We start from the raw sequence: 20282 nt of genomic DNA, 5'->3' as shown, positions 1-20282 counted from the left end.
ACGGAAGGAACGCCATTCATGGCACGCCTCGTAGGAGTTGATCTCCCGCGCGACAAGCGCATCGAGATCGCTCTCACCTACATCTTCGGCGTGGGTCGCACCCGCGCACAGGAGACCCTCGCCGCCACCGGCATCGACCCCAACCTGCGCGTCCACGAGCTCGACGACACCCAGCTCGTCGCCCTGCGTGACCACATCGAAGGCAACTTCCAGGTCGAGGGTGACCTGCGCCGCGAGGTCACCGCGGACATCCGCCGCAAGATGGAGATCGGCTCGTACCAGGGCCGCCGTCACCGTGCGCACCTGCCCGTCCGTGGCCAGCGCACCAAGACCAACGCGCGTACCCGCAAGGGTCCCAAGCGCACCGTCGCCGGAAAGAAGAAGTGAGTTCATGCCTCCCAAGACCGCTGGCGCCAAGAAGGTCCGCCGCAAGGAGAAGAAGAACGTCGTTCAGGGCGAAGCCCACATCAAGAGCACGTTCAACAACACGCACGTGACGATCACGGATCCCTCGGGCGCCGTCATCGCGTGGGCCTCCGGCGGAACCGTCGGTTTCAAGGGCTCGCGCAAGTCCACGCCGTTCGCAGCCGGCATGGCTGCCGAGGCCGCTGGCCGTCAGGCGCAGGAGCACGGGATGAAGAAGGTCGACGTCTTCGTGAAGGGCCCGGGCTCGGGTCGCGAGACGGCGATCCGGTCGCTGAGCGCGGTCGGCCTCGAGGTCGGCACCATCTCCGACGTGACCCCCAGCCCCCACAACGGCTGCCGTCCTCCCAAGCACCGTCGTCTCTGACGACTGCCTGAACCCAGATTCCCAGGAGCTAGATACCCATGGCCCGTTACACCGGACCTCTCACGAAGAAGTCGCGCCGCCTCGGCGTCGACCTCGTCGGTGGTGACGCCGCATTCGAGCGTCGCCCCTACCCGCCCGGCATGCACGGACGCGCACGCATCAAGGAGTCGGAGTACCGCACCCAGCTGCAGGAGAAGCAGAAGGCGCGTTACACCTACGGCGTGCTCGAGAAGCAGTTCCGCAAGTACTACGAGACTGCTCACCGCAAGCCCGGCAAGACCGGCGACAACCTGCTGGCCCTGCTCGAGTGCCGTCTCGACAACGTGGTCTACCGCGCGGGCCTGGCCCGCACGCGTCGCCACGCCCGTCAGCTCGTCACGCACGGTCACTTCATCGTCAACGGCGTGAAGACCAACATCCCGTCCTTCCAGGTCTCCAAGCACGACATCATCGATGTCCGGCCCAAGAGCCTCGAGACGACGCCGTTCATCGTCACGCGCGAGACCCACGACTCGGACACCGTCCCGGCGTGGCTCAGCGTCGACCCCGAGCGTGGCCGGATCCTCGTGCACGAGAAGCCCGTCCGCGCCCAGATCACCGTTCCCATCCAGGAGCAGCTGATCGTCGAGTTCTACTCGAAGATCTGATCTACCCCTCATCCCTCAGACCGGTCCTCAAATAGTGGTGGGCCGGAAAGGAAGAAATACATGCTGATCGCCCAGCGCCCTGTCCTGTCCGAAGAGGTCGTCGACGAGTTCCGCTCGCGGTTCGTCATCGAGCCCCTGGAGCCCGGCTTCGGCTACACCCTCGGCAACTCGCTGCGTCGCACGCTGCTGTCGTCGATCCCCGGTGCAGCCGTCACGTCGATCAAGGTCGACGGTGTCCTGCACGAGTTCTCGACCGTCCCCGGAGTCACCGAGGACGTCACCGAGATCATCCTCAACCTGAAGAACCTCGTCGTCTCGTCCACCATCGACGAGCCCGTCGTGATGTACCTGCGCAAGTCCGGTGCCGGCGTCGCCACCGCCGCCGACATCGAGCCGCCGGCAGGTGTCGAGGTGCACAACCCCGACCTCCACGTCGCGACGCTCAACGACAAGGGCAACCTCGAGATCGAGCTCGTCGTCGAGCGTGGCCGCGGCTACGTCTCGGCCGTGCAGAACAAGACCGGCGACGAGGAGATCGGGCGCATGCCCGTCGACTCGATCTACAGCCCGGTGCTCAAGGTGACCTACAAGGTCGAGGCCACCCGTGTCGAGCAGCGCACCGACTTCGACAAGCTCGTCATCGACGTCGAGACCAAGAAGTCGCTCCTGCCGCGCGACGCCATCGCGTCGGCCGGCTCCACCCTGGTGGAGCTGTTCGGACTGGCTCGTGAGCTCAACGTCGAGGCCGAGGGCATCGACATCGGCCCGTCGCCCGTCGACGAGCAGCTCGCTGCCGACCTGGCCCTGCCGATCGAGGACCTGAACTTCACGGTCCGCTCCTACAACTGCCTCAAGCGCGAGGGCATCCACACCGTGGGTGAGCTCATCACGCGCTCGGAGCAGGACCTGCTCGACATCCGCAACTTCGGCTCCAAGTCGATCGACGAGGTCAAGCTGAAGCTGCAGGAGATGGGCCTCGGTCTCAAGGACAGCCCCGCCGGCTTCGACCCGGCCGCTGCTCTCGCGGACTACGACGACGACGCCAGCTTCGCCGAGGACGAGCAGTACTGAGCCTCGGCTCGGACTGATCGCCCGGTCACACCTTCTGAATCCGGAGAAACACGATGCCCACACCCACCAAGGGAGCCCGCCTCGGCGGTAGCCCCGCGCACCAGCGTCTGATCCTGGCCAACCTGGCTCAGTCGCTGTTCGAGCACGGCCGCATCACGACGACCGAGGCCAAGGCCCGCCGTCTGCGTCCGTACGCCGAGCACCTCATCACCAAGGCCAAGAACGACACGGTGGCCAACCGCCGCCAGGTCGTCAAGGTCATCCGCGACAAGGGTGTCCTGCACACCCTCTTCACGGAGATCGGTCCGGCCATGGCCACCCGTCCGGGCGGCTACACGCGCATCACGAAGATCGCGCCGCGCAAGGGCGACAACGCCCCCATGGCCGTCATCGAGATCGTGGAGGAGAAGTCCTTCGCCGCGCAGGCCGCTCCCAAGGCTGCTGCTCCGGCGCCCGTCGTCGAGGACGAGACGCCCGCGGTGAACGCCGAGGGTGAGCCCGGAGACGTCGAGACCGACGTCGTCGCCGGCACGCCGGATGGCAACGCCGAGGCCGAGCCCGCCACCACGGAGGAGGTCGAGGCTGCGGCCGAGGCCGTCGCCGATCCCGAGGCTGACTCCGAGTCCAAGGACGCCTGAGCCAGGTCGCTTCGCACGAGGCCCCCGTCGCCCCTCTCACGAGGTGGTGGCGGGGGCCTCGTCGTTCGCCCGGGCCGGGGCTCCCCGGTCCGACGTCTAGGATGTCCGGAGCGACGCGGGAGTGCGTCGCACCCACGCGAGGAGCTCCATGTCCGGTCGTCGTCTCGTCCTGTCCGCCTGCAGCGTCCTGGTCCTCACGACCGTTCCGGCCGTCGCGGTGGCCGCCACCGACGCGACGCTGCCGTCCACCGAGGAGAAGGTCGCAGGCCTGACGCAGGCGGCGTCGCCCGTGGCGCGCGGACTCATCGTGCAGACCACGAGCGGGACGTCGTCCGCCACGCTGGAACGGGCCGCCGACGCCGCCGCAGGCTCCGAGGTCGAGGTCGTGGATGCTGAGCGTCTCACGGGCGCGATCTCCACCGTGGGCTTCGAGGAGCCGGTCGGCTACGACGACGCAGCGGACCTCGCAGCCGAGGTGGAGCAGCGCGACGACGTGGTGTGGGCGGTGCCCGACGCCCGCCGCAAGGCCTCCGTCGCCTCCCCGGTGACCCCCGACGACCCCTCCTTCCCACGGCAGAAGGGCGTCTGGGACACCGCCTACGCCAGTCCGGCTGGCGGCTACTCCACCAAGGCGCCCTCGGTGTGGCGATCCACCCAGGGCGACCCCGCGGTGGTCGTGGCCGTCGTGGACACGGGGATCCGCAAGGAGCACCCCGACCTGAAGAACCAGCTCGTCGAGGGCTACGACATGATCGGGGCGGACCAGGGAGACGATGCCCAGCCGCTGCCGGAGGGCGATCCGCACCGCTTCTACACCGCCAACGACGGCGACGGTCGTGACAGCGACCCCAGCGACCCCGGCGACTGGATCAACGCGAACGACCGGTACTGCTACCCCACCGGCGGCAACGACTTCGAGCGGAGCTCCTGGCACGGCACCCACGTGGCAGGCATCGTCGCGGCGCAGGCCGACAACGGGATCGGCATCAGCGGCATCGCCCCAGGCGTCAAGGTCCAGCCGGTGCGCGCGGTGGGCAGGTGCGGCGGCTGGGACTCCGACATCATGGCGGCCATCGCCTGGGCCTCCGGAGCGAAGGTCTCGGGCGTGCCGGTCAACGCCACGCCGGCCGACGTCATCAACGTCTCGTTGGGCACGGCTGCCGCCACGTCCCAGGAACGGGCCGAGGCCTGCGTGCCCTACTCCAGGATCTTCAGGTCCATCCCGGCCGTGGTCGTCGCCGCGGCGGGGAACGGTCTCGGCAACGCCAACCTCGAGGTCCCGGCCTCGTGCAGCGGAGCCGTGTCGGTCGCTGCCACCAGCGAGTGGGGCTTCCGGGCCTTCTACTCCAACGTGGGGTCGACGGTCGACCTGTCCGCCGCCGGCGGCGACGACGTCATCGCCAGGAACGGCATCCTCTCGACGGTCGGCACGGGGTCGAGGGGCCCCACCGGGACCGGCTACGCCGAGTACATGGGAACGAGCATGGCTGCGCCGGCCGTCTCCGGGGCTGCAGCCCTGATGTACTCCCTCGGCATCACCGACGGGAACCGGGTCGAGGAAGCCCTGCGGGCCACGGTCTCTGGGTTCCGCTCCTCCTCCAAGTACTCCGCCGTCTCGCTGTCCGACGGCACCAGGGAGTACCTCCTCAACCTCAACTGCGCCAGGACGCGATGTGGAAGCGGGATCCTCGACCTGTCCAGGCTGCCCGCCCCGATCGGGACCCCCACGGTGTCGGGGGACCTGGTGGTGGGTGAGCCCGTCTCGGCCAGCAGCAGGTGGACCCGCACGACCGCGATGGCCTACCAGTGGATGCGGGACGGTGAACCCGTCAAGGGGGCGACGTCGGCCTCGTACATCGTCAGGCCCGACGACATCGGGCACCGGCTCTCCTACACGGTCCACCCGGCCGCGCAGGCGTACGAGCTCATCGAGCGGACCTCGACCTCGAGCGGCGTGGTTCCCGAGGCCACCACCGTGACCACGAGCGGACTGCCGACGTCGTTGCGGTACGGGGTGCCGGCCACGGTCGACGTCACCGCAGCGCTCGGCGGGGTGCCGGCTGCCGGGACCGTGAGGCTCGTGCGTGGAGCCTCGGAGGTCCTCGACACGGCGACGCTCACCGCCGGGGGCACTGCGTCGTTCACCATCAGCCCCACGCGCTGGTTGGCCGGTGCCAATGCGCTGCGCGTGGCCTACGCAGGTTCCTCGGAGGCGCCGCGCGGCTCGTCGGTGACGAGGACCGTGACGGTCTACCGCGCCGTGCCGACGCTGACGAGGCTCACGATGGGGTCCGTCGTGAACGACACGTCCAACGGCACGCTGTGGGCCCGCGTCTACGTCCCGGGCGTCACGCACCCGCGGGGCACGTTCGGGGTCTACGACGGCTCGCGGCGGATCCAGACAGCCACCATCGCGGCCGACGCCCACGGCATCAAGAAGATCACCCTGCCGAGGCTGGCCAGGGGCACGCACACGCTGCGGGTGAAGTTCCTGGGCACGAGCGTCGTCGCGCCCAAGACGTCGGCCCGCAAGACGGTCACGTCGAGGTAGCCCGGACCCACGGGGGGCGAGCCCGTGCGACGTGGGCGGAGCAGCGCTGTGACGGTGTGGACGACGAAGGCCCCGGCAGCGTGGTGCTGCCGGGGCCTTCGTGATCGCTCAGGGACGGTGGACTACTTCGTCCAGGCCTTCACCCAGTCGACGTACATCGACGAGGCGAGCTTGGAGCTGTCGTTCCCGGCGTTGTTCTTGATGGCCCAGTCGGCCACGAAGTTGGTGAGCGACAGGTAGTGGTCGTGCGACGTCCGGCCCTTGGTGGTGCGCAGGATGACGCGCGAGCCGATGCGGAAGATGTACTGGCTGGCAGTCCACTCGACCGAGAAGGTGTGGTACTTGCTCGACCAGGTCTTGTAGGAGTCGGGCACGACGGTCTGGACCTTGCTCGAGCTTCCGTAGTAGACACCGGCGACCATGGCACGACGGCGCTTGCGGCTGTCGTAGTAGTTCCCGTTGGACTCCACGACGTCGATCTCGGTGTCGCCCGCGCCGTTGGCCGGCAACCACACCGCAGCGTGCTGTCCGGGGCGAGGGGAGAACTTGACCCGTGCTGCCACGACACCGTGCAGCATCGTGAACTGGTTCCGGTCAGCCGTGGCCGTGTCGATGGCAGCCGACTTGTACACCGAGGGCCGCCCGGACTTGTCCTTGCACGTGGAGGCGAACTTCGACGAGCTGGGCATCGGACCCTTGATCCCGGAGGGCCGGGAGGACCCGTACCGCTGGGTGGAGAGAGCCGCTCGCCCGTAGCCGACCTTCACCATGTCGGGGCTGCTGAACGTGCAGGTGCGACCGGGCAGCCAGGTGTTGGGGTAGCGCTGACGCCACTTCGCGCCGAGCGCCGAGCCGGAGAAGTCGTCGAAGAAGGCCTGCTTCCACACCGTGGTCCGCGGCATGGTGTAGCTGTCCGCCCGGGTCCGGCTGGTCTTGGCTGCCACGACCTTCCACCGGAGCTTGGCGAGTCCGGCGCCTGAGAAGTTGGCCTCGCCGACGCTGTTGGTCCGGATGCGCTTCTTGTAGACGAACTTCCTGGTGGAAGGGTTCAGGGCGTAGAACGAGATGTAGCGGCCCGCCAGCTTGTGGTTGGTCCAGGCCACGACGAGGTCGCGGTTCTTGGTGGACCCGGTGCTGGCGGTGGTGCTGCTGCCGCTGTCACCGGCGTTGCCCGGAAGGGTCCTGACGAGGACCGTCGTCGAGGAGGTGGCGGCGACAGAAGGGCCGCCGCTCAGCACGGATCCGAGGAGGGCCACCGAGGCGAGCCCGCTCACGGTGAGGGTGGTCAGACGACGAGAAGGCATGCGGTTGTCCCGAGATGGAGGTGAGTGAGGCGCCTCACGCTAACACGGTGCCGGTCCACCGCGTGGACGGTCAGGCGAAGCGCTCCGTCAGAGCCGGACGACGCCGGGCTGGGTGGTGCTCCCCTTGGTGTCGAAGAGCAAGGGGGCCGTGGCGACCAGGTGGTCGAGATCGTAGGACCGGTGGTTCTGCAGCAGCACCACCAGGTCGGCCCGGGCCAGCTCGGCGTCGAGGTCGTCGGCCCGCGGGACTGCGGTACCGCCGGGCGTCCAGGTCTGGACGAGGGGATCGTGGAAGGTCAGGCCGGCGCCCTTGGACAGGAGGAGCTCGGCGATGGGCGTGGCCGGCGACTCGCGCTGGTCGGCGATGTCTGGCTTGTACGTGACGCCGAGAAGGAGGACCCGCGCCCCGCTGATCGCCTGGTTCTTGTCGTTGAGGAGGTCGCCGATGCGCTGGACCACGTAGTGGGGCATCTGCAGATTGATGGACTGGGCGAGCTCGACGAACCGGAACGGGTAGCCCAACGTCGTGCGGACCTTGTACGAGAGGTAGTTGGGATCGATCGGGATGCAGTGTCCGCCCACGCCCGGGCCCGGGTAGAAGGCCTGGAACCCGAAGGGCTTGGTGGACGCGTTCCGGATGACTTCCCAGAGGTCGATGTCCATCTCGTGGCAGAACTGCGCCATCTCGTTGACGAGGGCGATGTTGATGTGGCGGTACGTGTTCTCGAGGAGCTTGGTCATCTCGGCCTCGCGGGTCCCGCTCGAGGGCACGATGGTCTCGATGAAGCGGCCGTAGAGCTCGGCTGCGACCTCCGTGCAGCGCGGGGTGAACCCGCCCACGACCTTGGGGGTGTTGGCGATGCCGTAGACCGGGTTGCCCGGATCGACGCGCTCGGGGCTGAACGCGAGGTGGAAGTCGACGCCGGCGGTGAGCCCACTCCTCTCGAGGATGGGTCGCACGACCTCGTCGGTGGTGCCGGGGTAGGTGGTGGACTCCAGGACCACGAGCTGGCCGGCGCGGAGCTGCTGGGCGATGGTGGCGCAGGCCGAGACCACAGGGCTCAGGTCGGGGTCGCCGTCGACCGACAGCGGCGTGGGCACGCAGATGATGATCGCGTCGGCGTCGGCCAGACGCTGGGCGTCGGTCGTGGCCTCGAACCCGTTGTCCCGCATCGCTGCGACGTCGGCGTCGCTGAGGTCGTCGATGTGACTGCGTCCATCGTTGAGGGCAGCCACGACACCGTCATTGATGTCGAAGCCCAGGATGTCCAGACCTGACCGAGTGGCCTGCTGGGCCAAGGGCAGGCCGACATAGCCAAGACCGATGATGGCGAAGTCGTGCGTCACAGATGTACTCCTGGTCGCGTCATGATCGACGGTCATCGTCTCAGAGGAGTCTGCAGGCACAGCCCTCGGGTCTCGCAGGGGGAGTGGATGTCCGCGCGCGGCTCAGGAAGGCGGAGCCACGAGGTCCGGCTCATCCTCGGTGGTGGCAGGACCCTCCTCGGCCGGGACGTCGTCGGGCTCTTGCCACACGCGGACCCAGTCGACCTCCATGGAGGCCCGTTCGCCCGTGTTGTAGCGAACCTCGTAGTCGGCGGCGAAGTTGCTGAGGAGGACGAAGTGCGGGGAGCTCGTCGCTCCCCTGGAGGTGCGGAAGGTCTCGATGCCGTCCACCCGGAACACGAGCTGACGGGGGGTCCACTCCACCGAGAAGGTGTGGAACTTGGTGTACCAGTCGTCGTCGATGTCGGGGGGAAGGACCTCGTGGAGCCTGATCTGGAACGGACGAGTGGTGCCGTCCTTCTGCGTGACGTGAAGACCGCTGGACAACGGGCGGACGCCCCGGCCGTAGGACTCCACGACGTCGACCTCGGTGTCCTGGTCCTGGTTGGTCTGCAGCCAGAAGGCGGCGTGCTGGCCAGCCTTGGGATCGAACTTGATCCGGGCGGCGGCGACCCCATGGACGAAGGAGTACAGCTGACCGTCCTTCTGGGAGACGATCATGCTGCTCGCGTAGTACCGCGCCTGGTCGGTGGCGTCCGTGCACAGCTGCTCGTGGACCTGGTTTCCCGGTGCTGTGCCCTCCATGCCGCGGGGCTCCTTGGACAGCGCCTCGGTGGAGAGGGTGGCCACTCCGCCCGGGTACGAGACCTGGTCGGCGGAGATGAAGCTGCAGGTCCGGTCGGGCAGCCAGGTCCGCACCAGACGGTTCTTCCACTGGTCGGAGGAGCCCGACTCGGTGAAGTCGGACTCGAACGTCTCCTTCCACCGCACCGGCGCCTTCTCGGCCGTGGCCTCGGGGAGTCCGTGGTAGGCGGCGGTCGTGACGCGCCAACGGTCGTACTGCTGCGGGTCCTTCGTGATGAGCGCGGCACGGCCGTTCTCGTCCTGGGCGGTCCGGCCCATGGAACGCCAGGTGCCGTCGTCGCCTCGAGCCTCGAACTCCACGGTTCGACCTCGGCGGGCGGGCTCGAACCCGGCCTGCACCAGGCCGAGGCCTCGCTTGACGTCGCCGGTGGCCTCGGTGGCACGTCCGGCCAGGAGGGGCATGGTCTTGACGGCCGCGTCCTGCCTCGCCGGCTGGACCTCCAGCTTCAGGGCGTTGGTCACGATCGGTGAGCTGCCAGCGGTACGAGCGCGGTAGACCTGGTCCTGATCGACCCTCAGTGCGGAGAACTGGAAGCGACCCGACGCGCTGGAGCGGACCTTGGCCACGGCGGAGGTCCAGCTTCCGGACGTGAAGCGCTGCAGCTCGACGGTACGCCGCCCTGAGGTTCCCGTGGAACCGGTGAGGTCGAGCTCCTCGCCCTGCAGTGGCTCGGAGACCTCTGACCGCAGGACGGCACCCACATCGGGTCCGGTCTGGGCACCCGGCGTCAGTGATGGGCCGGCGCAAGCCGTCGCAGCCACGAGGCCGCACAGCGACATCAGGGCCGCTTGGGTCAGTCGATTCATGCGGACCTTGAGATCGGGGAGCGCCGGACGCGAGTACACTAACACGGGCACCAAGAGCCTGACCGGTTGCTGAAACGGGTCGTCGCGAGGGCGCAACGGGAAGGTCACACGTGCGGATCGTCTACCTCCATCAGTACTTCCGCACGCCGTCCCAGTCGGGCGGGACGCGGTCGTACGAGATGGCTCGACGGTTCGTCGAGGCCGGTCATGAGGTCGTCATGGTGACCTCGGACCAGGACCCAGCGGCCGGCCGCGGCTGGCGCACGTGGGAGATCGACGGGATCACCGTGGTCTCGCTCGCAGTCCCGTACGACAACACCATGAGCTTCGCCCGCCGGTTGTGGGCCTTCTTCCACTTCGCGCTCCTCGCGGGACCCAAGGCGTGGTCGTTGCGCCCGGATGTCGTCCTCGCCACGAGCACCCCCCTCACCATCATCGTGCCGGCGGTCGTCGCCGCTCGTGGACGACGCAAGCCGCTGGTCTTCGAGGTGCGGGACCTGTGGCCGGAGACCCCTATCGCGCTCGGTGCCCTGGGCAACCCGGTCCTCCGGTGGCTCGCCCGTCGGCTGGAACGGTTCGCCTATCGGAGCTCGCAGAGGGTCGTGGCCCTCTCGCCCGACATGGCCGACGGCGTGGTGGACGCCGGGTACCCGCGTGAGCGCATCCGGGTGATCCCCAACTCGAGCGACGTCCAGGACTTCGCTGTGGACCCGGCCGTGGGCGCGGCCTGGCGATCAGGCCTGCCCTGGCCCGCCGAGGACCCCATCGTCCTGTACGGAGGGACGCTCGGACACGTCAACAGCGTGGGCTGGTTGGCCGAGCTCGCCGCACGAACCATGGACCAGTCGCCGATCCGCTACCTCGTCGTCGGTGCGGGGGTCGAGGCGCCCCTCATCGAGGCCCGCGCCCGGGAGCTGGGGGTCTGGGAGAAGAACTTCCTCATGCGACCGCCCGTTCCCAAGCGAGAGATGCCGGCGCTGCTCAGCGCATCCTCCGTCTCGTGCTCCCTCGTCGCGCCGCTGCCGGCACTCGAGGCCAACAGCGCCAACAAGGTGTTCGACACCTTCGCGGCCGGTCGACCGGTCATGATCAATCATCGCGGTTGGCTCGCCGAGCTCATCGAGTCGTCGGGCGCAGGTCTCGTGCTGCCGCACGGAGACCTCGACGAGGCAGCCCGCCTCCTGGTCGACTTCCTGGGCTCGAGCGAGGCGACGACGTCGGCGGCCCGGGCCGCGGGAGAGCTGGGACGAACGACGTTCGATCGCGACGCCCTCGCCCAGGAGCTGCTCGACGTGCTCGTGAGTGCCGCAGAGAGTCGCCCGTGAGACGGCCGGCCCATCTTCCCTCCCCGTGGGCGCTTCCGTCGGTGGCGGTGCTCCTGGTGCTGTTCCTGGCCGGTGGATTCACGCTCGACCGCATCAGTCCGGGCCTGCCTGCTCTCGACCTGCGGTGGGTGGGGCTGGCCGCCGCAGCGATCCCCGTGGCTCTCTTCTCGGGGAGCCGTCGGCGCCAGGAGCGGTCGACGGACGTCGACGTGCACGTCGCACGCACGCTCTTCCTCGCCTGGGCGGCCTGGTTGTCCATCTCGGCCGTGTGGTCCCCGGACCAGGCGCGGGTCGCCGACAACGTGACCAGCCTGGTCGTCATGGCCGCAGCGGCGCTTCTCGTGTGGTTCGTGATCACCTACACGAGAGGGCTTCCGCTCGTGCTCGAGCGGCTGTGGACGTGGTTCTACGGGGTCGCTGCGCTGTACCTCGTGGCGGCGCTCGCCGCGGGCCCAGGGATCCAGGGCCGCTACTCCGCGTTCGGTGGAGGTCCCAATGTCTTCGTCCGGGTGATGGTCTTCGGGCTGGTGGCCTCGGTGGTGCTCGCCTGGTACGGGCGCCGGCTCGCTCTCTGCCTCGCTCCGGGGTTCGTGCTCGGCGCTGTCCTCTCGGGCTCCCGCGGCGGCCTTCTGGCGGCCCTGGTGGTTGCCGCTGCACTGGCGCTTCCTCTGGTGCGGCTGCTGCCTCGGCGCATCGTGATCCGCTCGACCCTTGCGGTCCTGGCCGCGGCTGCCACTGCTGTCGTCGCGCTGCCCTCGGTGCGAGACTTTCTCGTGGAGCGCTTCGTGGACCAGACCGCTGAGCAGCAGAACGACGCGGGTCGCGGGTCGATCTATCACGACGTCTTCGAGATCGCCGTGCAGCACCCCCTGACGGGTGCCGGCCTGGACAGCTACTACGCGTTGGTCGGCCGCTTCGTCGACTTCGAGCACCCGCACAACCTGGTGCTCGCCACCACGGCCGACGGCGGGCTCATCGGTCTGGTGCTCCTGGTCCTCGCGGTCGGGTCCCTGACCGCCGCTGCGCTCCGGCACCGGCCCCTCGAGCTCCCCGTGCTCATGCTCCTGGCCACCGGATGGTTCGTCCTCCTGGCCTCGATGTTCTCGGGGTCCTACTACGACTCACGGTTCGCCTGGTTCTTCCTGGGCCTCGCCGCGGTCTGCGCCCAGCGGCAGGAGCACCACCACGGCGTCGTCACGACGGCCCAGGGCCCGAGTATTCGCTGGTGGGCGCAGTCGGACGCGGGAAGAAGGCCACCGCGGCAGTGGACATGACCACGTAGGAGCCGAGGCAGGCATAGGCCGCGCCGAGCGCCCCGTGCGACGGCACCAGGGCCACGACGAGTCCGGCCGTCACCACGGTCGTGGTGGCGTCGAGCCCGAGACTGTGGAGCGACGACGCGCTCCCCAGCCAGCGCGAGGACATCTGCAGGTAGACGCACCACGCCACCGAGGCGGCGCACAGCGGGATCACCAGGGGCCGGGACGAGTCGAAGCCCGGTCCGAGCAGCGGGATCACGACGTAGAAGAGTCCGAGGGCCACCGGGATGGCCGCGGCCACGAAGATGGCTGCGTCACGTGCCGCCAGCCGGGCCATGGACCGCCGGTTCGGACGGTTCTCCACGAAGTCCTTGACGCGGCTCTCCCCGAGTCCGCGAGCGGCCCAGGCGATCATCTCGCTCGTGGTCGCGATGGCCATGTACAGGCCGAGCTGTCGTGACGAGGAGAGGACCGGGAGGAGGAGTCGTTCGACTCGACCGGCAAGGAGCGCGGCGAGGCCTCCCGCCATGTACACGAGCGAGGTTCGGCTGGGGCCGACGAGCTGGTCGGGGTGTCGACGAGACGCGAGGGTGAGCAGGAGGAGCGCGACGGCAGGCGCCACGTAGACCCCCAGCCACCAGCGGACGTCGTCGACCTCCGCGAGGAACAGTGCGACGGAGGCTCCGAGGATCCAGGCCTGAAGTCCCAGGGCGACGACGACGAACCTCACGAGCGAGCGACGTGCCATCCCGACCCCGCGCTCGATGCTCACGTAGGCGGTGCACGCGGCGATGCCCACGCAGGCGAGAGCCGTCAGGGATCCGGCGAGTGCTGCTGCAACAGCGAGCACGGCGGCAGTGATCCAGACGTGCCGGACGCGGGGCGTCCCGCCCATGGAGTCCGCGCCACGCAGGGCCTGGCGGTCCAGGCCGAGCGCCAGGACCGGCGCCAGCACGTAGGCGGACTGCAGCACGAGCGCGACCTCGCCCCGGCTCGACGGGCCGAGCTGACGCGCCATCAGGATGTTGACCACGAAGGCCACGCCGGCCGCGGCCAGGGACACTCCCGTGGTCGAGACGACCGCCACGGCCCGCGGGTCGACGACCTTCCGGGTCCGCTGTGCGACGTGACGGCCGGTGGGGCTACGTCTGCTCACCGGGCCGGGACGCCCTTGACGGTGGCACCGGCAGGGACGTCGTGGACCACGCAGGCTGCGGCGCCGACGACGGAGTCGTCGCCCACCGACCTCCCCGGCAGGACGACCGCATGAGTGCCCAGCTGCACCCGTGCGCCGAGGCGCACCGAGCCCGACAGGCAGGAGAGGGGGTGCATGGTGGCGTAGTCGTCGAGGGTCGAGTCGTGCCCGACCGTCGATCCGCGATCGACGTGCACATGGCGTCCGATGACGACATTGGTGGTGATGGAGGCCTGGGCGCACACCACGGCCCCGGGTCCCACGGAGGTGTCGCTCCCGATCGTGGCGCTCGGATGGATCAGCGTCACCGCCTCGAGGCCTGCATCGTCCAGCTGCGACGCGATGCTCTCGCGAGCGCGCCCCGAGCCGACGCCGATGACGTAGGCAGCACCCGTCAGGGTGTGGGCGTCGGCCACGGTCCCGATGACCTCGAGACCGAGCCGGCGCACTCGTGCGAGGTTCTCCTCGCTGGGCGTGTCGTCGAGGAAGCCGAGCAGGTTCCACCGGGGTGACGAGGCGTTGACGGCGGCGACGACGTCGGAGGTCTCCCGGCCGAAGCCACCGCACCCGATGATGACCAGGTCACGCATGGCGGGTCTCGTCGGGTCCGGGGGACCCGAGGAACTCCGTCATCGTGGACGAACCGCCGTCGCTGATGCCACGTCTGGCCAGCACGGGCAGTGCTGTCGCCGCGAGGATGCGGAGGTCGAGCCGGAGTGAACGGCGATCGACGTACTGCACGTCGAGCTCGAAGCGCCGCTCCCACGGCACCTCGTTGCGGCCCGAGACCTGGGCGAGCCCGGTGATACCAGGTCGGACCTCGTGCCTGCGCGCCTGCTCGGGCGTGTACCGCGCGAGGTAGCTCAGGAGGAGCGGCCGCGGTCCCACGAGGGACATGTCGCCGCGCAGCACGTTGACCAGGCTCGGAAGCTCGTCGAGGCTCAGCGATCGCAGGCGCCGCCCGAAGGGCGTGAGTCGGTCCTCGTCCGACGTCAGACCTTCGGCGGGATCGAGCATCGTGCGGAACTTCACGAGGGTGAAGGGCTGCCCGTGACGGCCCGGGCGCACCTGGCGGAACAGGACCGGCGTTCCGAGCCGTCGTCGCACGAGGATGGCCGTCACCAGGATGACGGGGCTGGCGACCACGAGGCCGAGCGCGCTCACGACGACGTCGAGAGCGCGCTTGACCGCGTCACCGGCTCGTGTCATGCCGTCAGCCTTGCAGGAACGCGTCGACGGTGTCCATGACTCGCGCGACGTCGTCGTCGGTCATGACCGAGCCGCTCGGCAGGGAGAGTCCCTGCTCGAAGAGTCGGTCGCTCACTCCGTTGAGGGCCGACGGGTGGTCGGCGTAGAGAGGCTGACGGTGCATGGGCTTCCAGAGAGGGCGGGACTCGATGTCCTGGCGGCCCAGAGCTGCACCGAGGTCCGTGACGTTCCACCCGGCGACGCCCGGGTCGACCACGATGGCGGTGAGCCAGCAGTTGTCGTCCGTGCCGGCGGGGTCGCCGAGGAGCCGGACGCCGTCGAGCGACCCGAGGCGGGCGGCGTACTTCTGGCGGAGCGACCTGCGCCGCGCGATCATCTCGTCGAGCCGGGCCAGCTGGCCGCGGCCCAGGGCTGCAAGCAGGTTCGAGAGCCGGTAGTTGTAGCCGCGTTCCTCGTGCTCGTAGTGGGGGACCGGCTCCCGGGCCTGCGTGGCCAGGAACCGGGCGTGGTCGGCCAGGGCGGCGTCGTCGGTGACAAGCATGCCGCCACCTGACGTGGTCATGATCTTGTTGCCGTTGAAGGACAGGACGGCGGCATCGCCGAACGCGCCGGCCTCGAGGTCTCCGCTCCGGGACCCGAACGACTCGGCCGCGTCGGAGAGGATCTTGACGTCGAGCCGGTCGGCCAGGTCGCCGATGCGCGCGTAGTCGACGCACGTGCCGAGCAGGTCGACGGGCACGATGGCCGGGACGTTCTTGCCCTCTGCCCTGAGCCGGAGGATGGTCTCCTCGAGCAGATCGACGTCGATGTTGCCCGACGTCGGCTCGCTGTCGACGAAGACCGGTGTGGCGCCGGTGTAGCTGATGGCGTTGGCCGTGGCGACGAAGGTCAAGGAGGAGGTGGGCACGTGGTCGCCTGGGCCGACACCCCAGGACACCAGGGCCAGGTGGAGGGCGGACGTGCCGGAGGAGAGCGCGACCGCGTTCCGGGCGCCGACACGCGCCGCGACCTCGGCCTCGAACTTGTCGACGTGCTCTCCGAGCGGGGCTACCCAGCCGGAGCGGATCGCATCGACGACGAGCTGTTCCTCGGCCTCGCCGACGTCCGGCGCGGAGAGATAGATGCGGCTCACTGGACAGCGCTCGGGATCGTGTTGTGGCGAAGGGCCAGCTCCGCGAGACCGGCGGTGACGACGTCGTTGCTCTGGCTGCGATCCACGCGCAGCGCCTCGTGGGGGCGGATCGGTGGGACCGTGACGTGCGAGATGAGTCCGTGGACGGCGGGTGTGCCGATCTCGTCGATGCCGAAGAGGTCCTCGTGCAGCTTCTCGCCGGTCTTCAGACCGGTGAAGACGACGCGGACGTCCTCCTGGCTGAGGCTGATCATGCGTTGGGCGAGCTCCAGGATGCTCACCGGTTCGCCCATGTCGAGCACGAGGGCCTCGCCGTCACGGCCGATGGCCGCAGCCTGGACGACGAGCTCGACGGCCTCGTGCACCGTCATGAAGTACCGAGTCACCTGAGGGTCCGTGACCGTGACCGGGCCTCCGGCCTCGATCTGGGCGGCGAAGGTCTTGATGACCGAGCCGTTGGTGCCGAACACGTTGCCGAACCGCACACTGAGGTAGGTGCCGGAGGCCCGCTCGGAGCGTTCCGCGGTCAGTCGCTCTGCGATGCGCTTGCTGTAGCCCAGGACGTTGACCGGATCGGCCGCCTTGTCGGTGGAGATGTTGACGAAGCGTTCGACGTGGTGCCGCTCGGCGGCGTCCAAGAGGTTGAGCGTCCCCCAGACGTTGGTCTGGAGAGCCTCCGAGGCATGGCGCTCCAGGACGTTCACGTGTTTCAGCGCGGCGGAGTGGAAGACGATCTCAGGACGGAACTCCGAGAACACCTCTTCGAGGCGTTGGGAGTCGCGGATGTCGGCCAGGACGATGTGGTCGGACTCGAGGTCCGCCCGGCCGTCGATGGACAGGGCCAGGGTGTGCAGCGCGGACTCGTCGCGGTCCAGGAAGGCGACGGCCGACGGACTGAACCGGACGATCTGGCGGCACAGCTCCGACCCGATGGACCCGCCGGCTCCCGTGACCAGGACGCGCTTGCCGGACAGGTAGGCGGCGATCGACTCGAGGTCGGTCTCGATCTGGTGACGACCCAGCAGGTCGCCGGGCTCGAGGCTCCGGACCGAGCGCACGGTGACGCCGTCCAGCAGCTGGTCGACCCCCGGAAGGATCTTGACGTCGAGCCCATGGGCCAGGGCGTCGGAGGTGATGCGGTTCACGAGCTCGGTGCTGGCACTGGGGATGGCCAGGACGACGCCGCTGGCCCTGACGTCGGTGGCGACCTGCGCGACGTCCTCGATCCGTCCGAGGACGGACAGGCCGCGGAACCGGAAGTGCTTCTTGCGGGGATCGTCATCGACGAGGGCGACGGGATTCCATCGCTCCTTGGGGTCGTTCAGCATGGAGGCGATGAGCTGTCGCCCGCCTTCGCCTGCACCCACGATGACGACGCGAGGCGCAGTGGCCCGGGACATCCCGGCCCGTTCACGGGTGACGAGACGCCACAGGCCTCGAACCCAGGCGGTGAGGCAGAAGGTCAGGAACGCAGCGATGATCGGCGCCGAGTGAGGCACCCCGACCGCAGGGGACACCAGGTTGAAGACGGTGGAGACGACACCGGCCACGGCGACGACGGTGCCGAGCAGGAAGAGCTCGTCGATCGACGCCATGGCGGATCGGCCGTGATGGAGGCGGAAGAGCCAGGCGGTCAGGAGGTGGGCCGCCCCTGCCACTGCCCCCACAGCCAGGACGCCGAACAAGGGCACGGCGTCTCCGGCTGACAGCGTCGACCCGGCGACGACAGCCAGGTCCTCCAGGCGGAGCGCGGTGGCGAAGTACAGCGCCACCATCCAGGCCGAGACGTCCAGCACGCCCAGGCTCACGAGTCGCCGGTTGCGAAGGATCTCGATCAGGCTGGCTCGCACGAGCTGACTACCGCACTTTCATTTCGTCGACATGAACGGGGTGCTCCCGGCAGGTGTCATCGTCCATGCAGGGCATTGGACCATCGTAAAGCCTCAAGCCTTTCTTCGTGCCTTTGCCCTACTTCTGCGCGGAGGCTCGGGAGCCTCCTCCACGACCGGGGCCGTGTCGGTGGCCGGGTCCGCGTCCGCGTCCGTGTCCGCGTCCGTGTCCGTGACTGTGACTGTGACTGTCTCCACGTCCGTGTTCGTGTCCGGAGCCTCGTCGGGAGCAGTCGTCTCGGCTCGTGGACCCGGCTGGTCCGCGAGAGCACGCACGACCAGGACGGCCGGCTCGGTGACACCGACGGCGAGAGCCGAGTCGACAGCGCTGCGCAGGTCAGAGACCCGGGTACGACCCAGCTCGACCACGATGACGAAGAGCCCTGCGCCACGAGCCAGGAGCGTCGCATCGGCGAAGTCGGCCACGGGGGCGGTCGAGATGATCCCGAGCCCATGATCTCGCATCGCGTCGCGCAGCAGCGTGCTGAGACGCGGTGAGGCGGTGAGGCCTCCGGCATCGGGACTCAAGGCTCCCGCGGGGAGGAGGACGAGGCCGGGCGTCAGCTCCACGCTCGGCGCAGGCCCGGGCTCAGGGTCGCTCAAGGCTTCCGCCAGGCCCGGACCGGAGTGGTGCAGGAGGCTGGTGAGCCGTCCGGACCGAAGGTCCGCGTCCACGAGGACGGTGGAGCGGCCGGCCTCGGCGGTGGCCTGGCCGAGCTGAGCGACGACGACAGCCGACGACAGGTCGCCGGCCCCGGTCATGACGATGCTGGCCACACCGTCACGCACAGGCATGTGCTGAAGGCTGGCGGCCACCCGGCGCCAGGCGTCGCTCGTCCGGGGATCGGCCTGAGCGGTCGCGGCCCGAGGGTCGGTCGGCACGACACCCAGCACCGTGACGCGGTCGTCGAAGCGGTCGAGGTCGTCGAGATCCTGCAGGCGCCGCCCGCGCAGCTCGGTGAAGAAGACGGACGCCGCCCCGAGGGCCAGGCCGATCAGGATGCTGAGCGCGATGATGGAGGACGTGGACGGTGACACGGGTGGGCCCGGCTCATCGGCCGGCTGGACCACCTGGGCCGGCGCCGAGTCTGTTTCGGCGTCAGGGTCGGACAGCGCGGCCGCGGTGATGGCGTCGCCGCCGGTGACGAGAGCGAGATAGCGGACGAAGGTGTCGGCGTAGGTCTGCGCGACCTTGCGCGCGTTCTCGGGCGACCGGTCGCGCACGGACATCCGGATGACCGCGGTTCCCGGCTCGACCGTCGTGGAGGTGGCAGAGAGGAAGGCGCGCGGCGAGACGTCGAGCTCCAGCGAGTCGATGACCTGACGGACCAGCACGTCGGTGCTGGCGAGGGCCTGGTAGGACGCCGCTTGGGTCTCGGCCGAGCTGGTGGTGGCGCCGGCCGCGTTCTGGCTGGGCTCCACGTACAGGCGGACCGTCGACTCGTACTGGCGGGGGAGCAGGAACAGGGCGGCGACGCCGATCGCGATCGCGACGACGAGCAGCGCGGCGACCCGGCGCCAGCGGCGCCGCAGGGCGCGGGTCAGGTCCTTGAGTTCCATTGATCCTCCGTCGTGAGTACTGGAACACCCTAGGCCAGCCCCAACCCGTCGAGACCCCGCGGTGGTGCGCGTCGTCTGCTCGCGCACCGATGAGGAGAGCGCACGAACGGTCAGGACGCCGGCCCGCGCGCGGCCTCCAGCACGCGGAAGCCCTTCGCGGACGCCGCGCGTCGCGTGGGCCAGCCCTGCTCGCCGAGCCAGCGCTGCAACGAGTCGGCGCCGAGGTTCTTGCCCACCACCATGCGTGCCAGGCCTGTGGGGCCGAGCCGGGGGAGCCAGGTGAGCAGGAGCTCATGAAGAGCCTGCTTGCCGATGCGGACCGGTGGGTTGGACCAGATCTCGTCGAACGCGAGGTCGGCCGGGACGTCGTGGGGGAGCGCCACGTGCACCGTGACGCCGTGCCGCGCGGCGTTGGTCCGGGTGAGCTCGAGCGCGCGCTCGTTGACGTCGACGGCCCAGACGGTGGCGTCCGGGTTCTGGAGCGCCAGCATGACGGCGACCGGACCCCACCCGCAGCCGAGGTCGAGCAGGGTGACGGGACCGGCGGGCACGTCGCACGACTCCAGCAGGAGCCGGGTCGCGTGGTCGAGGTGCTCGGCCGAGAAGACGCCCGTGCTCGTGGTGAACGACAGGTCGCGACCCAGCACCTGGACGCGCACCTCGCGTCGGCGGTCGTCGGCCGACGGGTCACGGTCGAAGTAGTGGCCGCTCATGGGACCCATTGTGGCGTCCCGGGGTGCGCAGGGTCCCGGCC

The 20282-nt window shown here is 69.4% G+C and carries 18 protein-coding genes; 8 read left to right on the top strand and 10 right to left on the bottom strand.

Annotated elements, in window-relative coordinates; translation table 11 throughout:
• Window positions 1-18 precede the first annotated feature (18 nt).
• The 6 genes from rpsM (at window position 19) to ASD11_RS11345 (ending at window position 5697) form a co-directional block, all read left to right on the top strand.
• Complete coding sequence (rpsM, locus tag ASD11_RS11370) at window positions 19-387, top strand: 30S ribosomal protein S13 (protein WP_056287228.1); 369 nt, start codon at window positions 19-21, stop codon at window positions 385-387.
• A 4-nt stretch (window positions 388-391) separates the two neighbouring features.
• A complete protein-coding gene (rpsK, locus tag ASD11_RS11365; protein WP_056287226.1) occupies window positions 392-790 on the top strand; it encodes a 30S ribosomal protein S11 in 399 nt (132 codons plus the stop codon).
• Window positions 791-828: 38 nt separating this feature from the next.
• Window positions 829-1437, top strand: a complete 609-nt coding sequence (rpsD, locus tag ASD11_RS11360; protein ID WP_056287222.1) for a 30S ribosomal protein S4 — start codon at window positions 829-831, stop codon at window positions 1435-1437.
• Between the two features lie 60 nt (window positions 1438-1497).
• Entirely contained in the window at window positions 1498-2508 is a 1011-nt protein-coding gene (locus ASD11_RS11355; protein ID WP_056287221.1) for a DNA-directed RNA polymerase subunit alpha, read from the top strand.
• Window positions 2509-2561: 53 nt separating this feature from the next.
• Window positions 2562-3146 carry a 50S ribosomal protein L17 gene (gene rplQ, locus ASD11_RS11350; protein WP_056287217.1) on the top strand — a complete coding sequence of 195 codons (585 nt, stop codon included), beginning with the start codon at window positions 2562-2564 and terminating at the stop codon, window positions 3144-3146.
• A gap of 148 nt (window positions 3147-3294) precedes the next feature.
• Window positions 3295-5697: a S8 family serine peptidase gene (locus tag ASD11_RS11345; RefSeq protein ID WP_056287215.1), complete on the top strand. Its 2403-nt coding sequence runs from the start codon at window positions 3295-3297 to the stop codon at window positions 5695-5697.
• A gap of 122 nt (window positions 5698-5819) precedes the next feature.
• Here ASD11_RS11345 and ASD11_RS11340 read toward each other — a convergent pair whose 3' ends face one another.
• The 3 genes from ASD11_RS11340 to ASD11_RS11330 form a co-directional block, all read right to left on the bottom strand.
• On the bottom strand, window positions 5820-7001 hold the full coding sequence (locus ASD11_RS11340; RefSeq protein WP_056287211.1) for a glycoside hydrolase family 16 protein: 1182 nt from the start codon (window positions 6999-7001) through the stop codon (window positions 5820-5822).
• 87 nt (window positions 7002-7088) lie between these two features.
• Window positions 7089-8348 carry a nucleotide sugar dehydrogenase gene (locus ASD11_RS11335; protein WP_056287208.1) on the bottom strand — a complete coding sequence of 420 codons (1260 nt, stop codon included), beginning with the start codon at window positions 8346-8348 and terminating at the stop codon, window positions 7089-7091.
• Window positions 8349-8450: 102 nt separating this feature from the next.
• Window positions 8451-9959 (bottom strand): glycoside hydrolase family 16 protein, encoded by a 1509-nt coding sequence (locus ASD11_RS11330; protein ID WP_156464692.1) that lies wholly within the window; start codon window positions 9957-9959, stop codon window positions 8451-8453.
• Window positions 9960-10069: 110 nt separating this feature from the next.
• Between ASD11_RS11330 and ASD11_RS11325 the strand changes: the two genes are divergently transcribed.
• Both ASD11_RS11325 and ASD11_RS11320 read left to right on the top strand, forming a co-directional pair.
• Window positions 10070-11284 carry a glycosyltransferase family 4 protein gene (locus ASD11_RS11325; protein ID WP_056287204.1) on the top strand — a complete coding sequence of 405 codons (1215 nt, stop codon included), beginning with the start codon at window positions 10070-10072 and terminating at the stop codon, window positions 11282-11284.
• 41 nt (window positions 11285-11325) lie between these two features.
• On the top strand, window positions 11326-12558 hold the full coding sequence (locus tag ASD11_RS11320) for an O-antigen ligase family protein (protein WP_056287201.1): 1233 nt from the start codon (window positions 11326-11328) through the stop codon (window positions 12556-12558).
• Here ASD11_RS11320 and ASD11_RS11315 read toward each other — a convergent pair.
• The 7 genes from ASD11_RS11315 to ASD11_RS11285 all read right to left on the bottom strand — a co-directional run bounded on the left by ASD11_RS11315 (window position 12479) and on the right by ASD11_RS11285 (window position 20241).
• Window positions 12479-13699, bottom strand: a complete 1221-nt coding sequence (locus ASD11_RS11315; RefSeq protein ID WP_156464690.1) for a lipopolysaccharide biosynthesis protein — start codon at window positions 13697-13699, stop codon at window positions 12479-12481. The two genes, ASD11_RS11320 and ASD11_RS11315, sit on opposite strands and share 80 nt — an antisense overlap.
• Entirely contained in the window at window positions 13696-14328 is a 633-nt protein-coding gene (locus ASD11_RS11310) for an acetyltransferase (RefSeq protein ID WP_056287195.1), read from the bottom strand. The genes ASD11_RS11315 and ASD11_RS11310 overlap by 4 nt, the downstream gene beginning before the upstream one ends.
• The gene (locus tag ASD11_RS11305) at window positions 14321-14947 is read right to left on the bottom strand and encodes a sugar transferase (RefSeq protein ID WP_056287192.1); all 627 of its coding nucleotides are present in this window, start codon (window positions 14945-14947) and stop codon (window positions 14321-14323) included. The genes ASD11_RS11310 and ASD11_RS11305 overlap by 8 nt, the downstream gene beginning before the upstream one ends.
• Window positions 14948-14951: 4 nt before the next feature.
• Window positions 14952-16079, bottom strand: a complete 1128-nt coding sequence (locus ASD11_RS11300; RefSeq protein WP_056287189.1) for a DegT/DnrJ/EryC1/StrS family aminotransferase — start codon at window positions 16077-16079, stop codon at window positions 14952-14954.
• Window positions 16076-17929, bottom strand: a complete 1854-nt coding sequence (locus tag ASD11_RS11295; protein WP_056287188.1) for a nucleoside-diphosphate sugar epimerase/dehydratase — start codon at window positions 17927-17929, stop codon at window positions 16076-16078. Before ASD11_RS11295 ends, ASD11_RS11300 begins: the two co-directional genes overlap by 4 nt.
• Before the next feature lie 93 nt (window positions 17930-18022).
• Window positions 18023-19528, bottom strand: coding sequence for a Wzz/FepE/Etk N-terminal domain-containing protein (locus tag ASD11_RS11290; RefSeq protein WP_056287185.1), 1506 nt, complete (start codon window positions 19526-19528; stop codon window positions 18023-18025).
• A gap of 110 nt (window positions 19529-19638) precedes the next feature.
• On the bottom strand, window positions 19639-20241 hold the full coding sequence (locus ASD11_RS11285; protein WP_056288780.1) for a class I SAM-dependent methyltransferase: 603 nt from the start codon (window positions 20239-20241) through the stop codon (window positions 19639-19641).
• Window positions 20242-20282: the final 41 nt, after the last annotated feature.

The sequence above is a fragment of the Aeromicrobium sp. Root495 genome (genome assembly GCF_001426755.1).
Classification (GTDB): domain Bacteria; phylum Actinomycetota; class Actinomycetes; order Propionibacteriales; family Nocardioidaceae; genus Aeromicrobium.
This window is presented reverse-complemented; position numbering and strand designations above follow the sequence as displayed.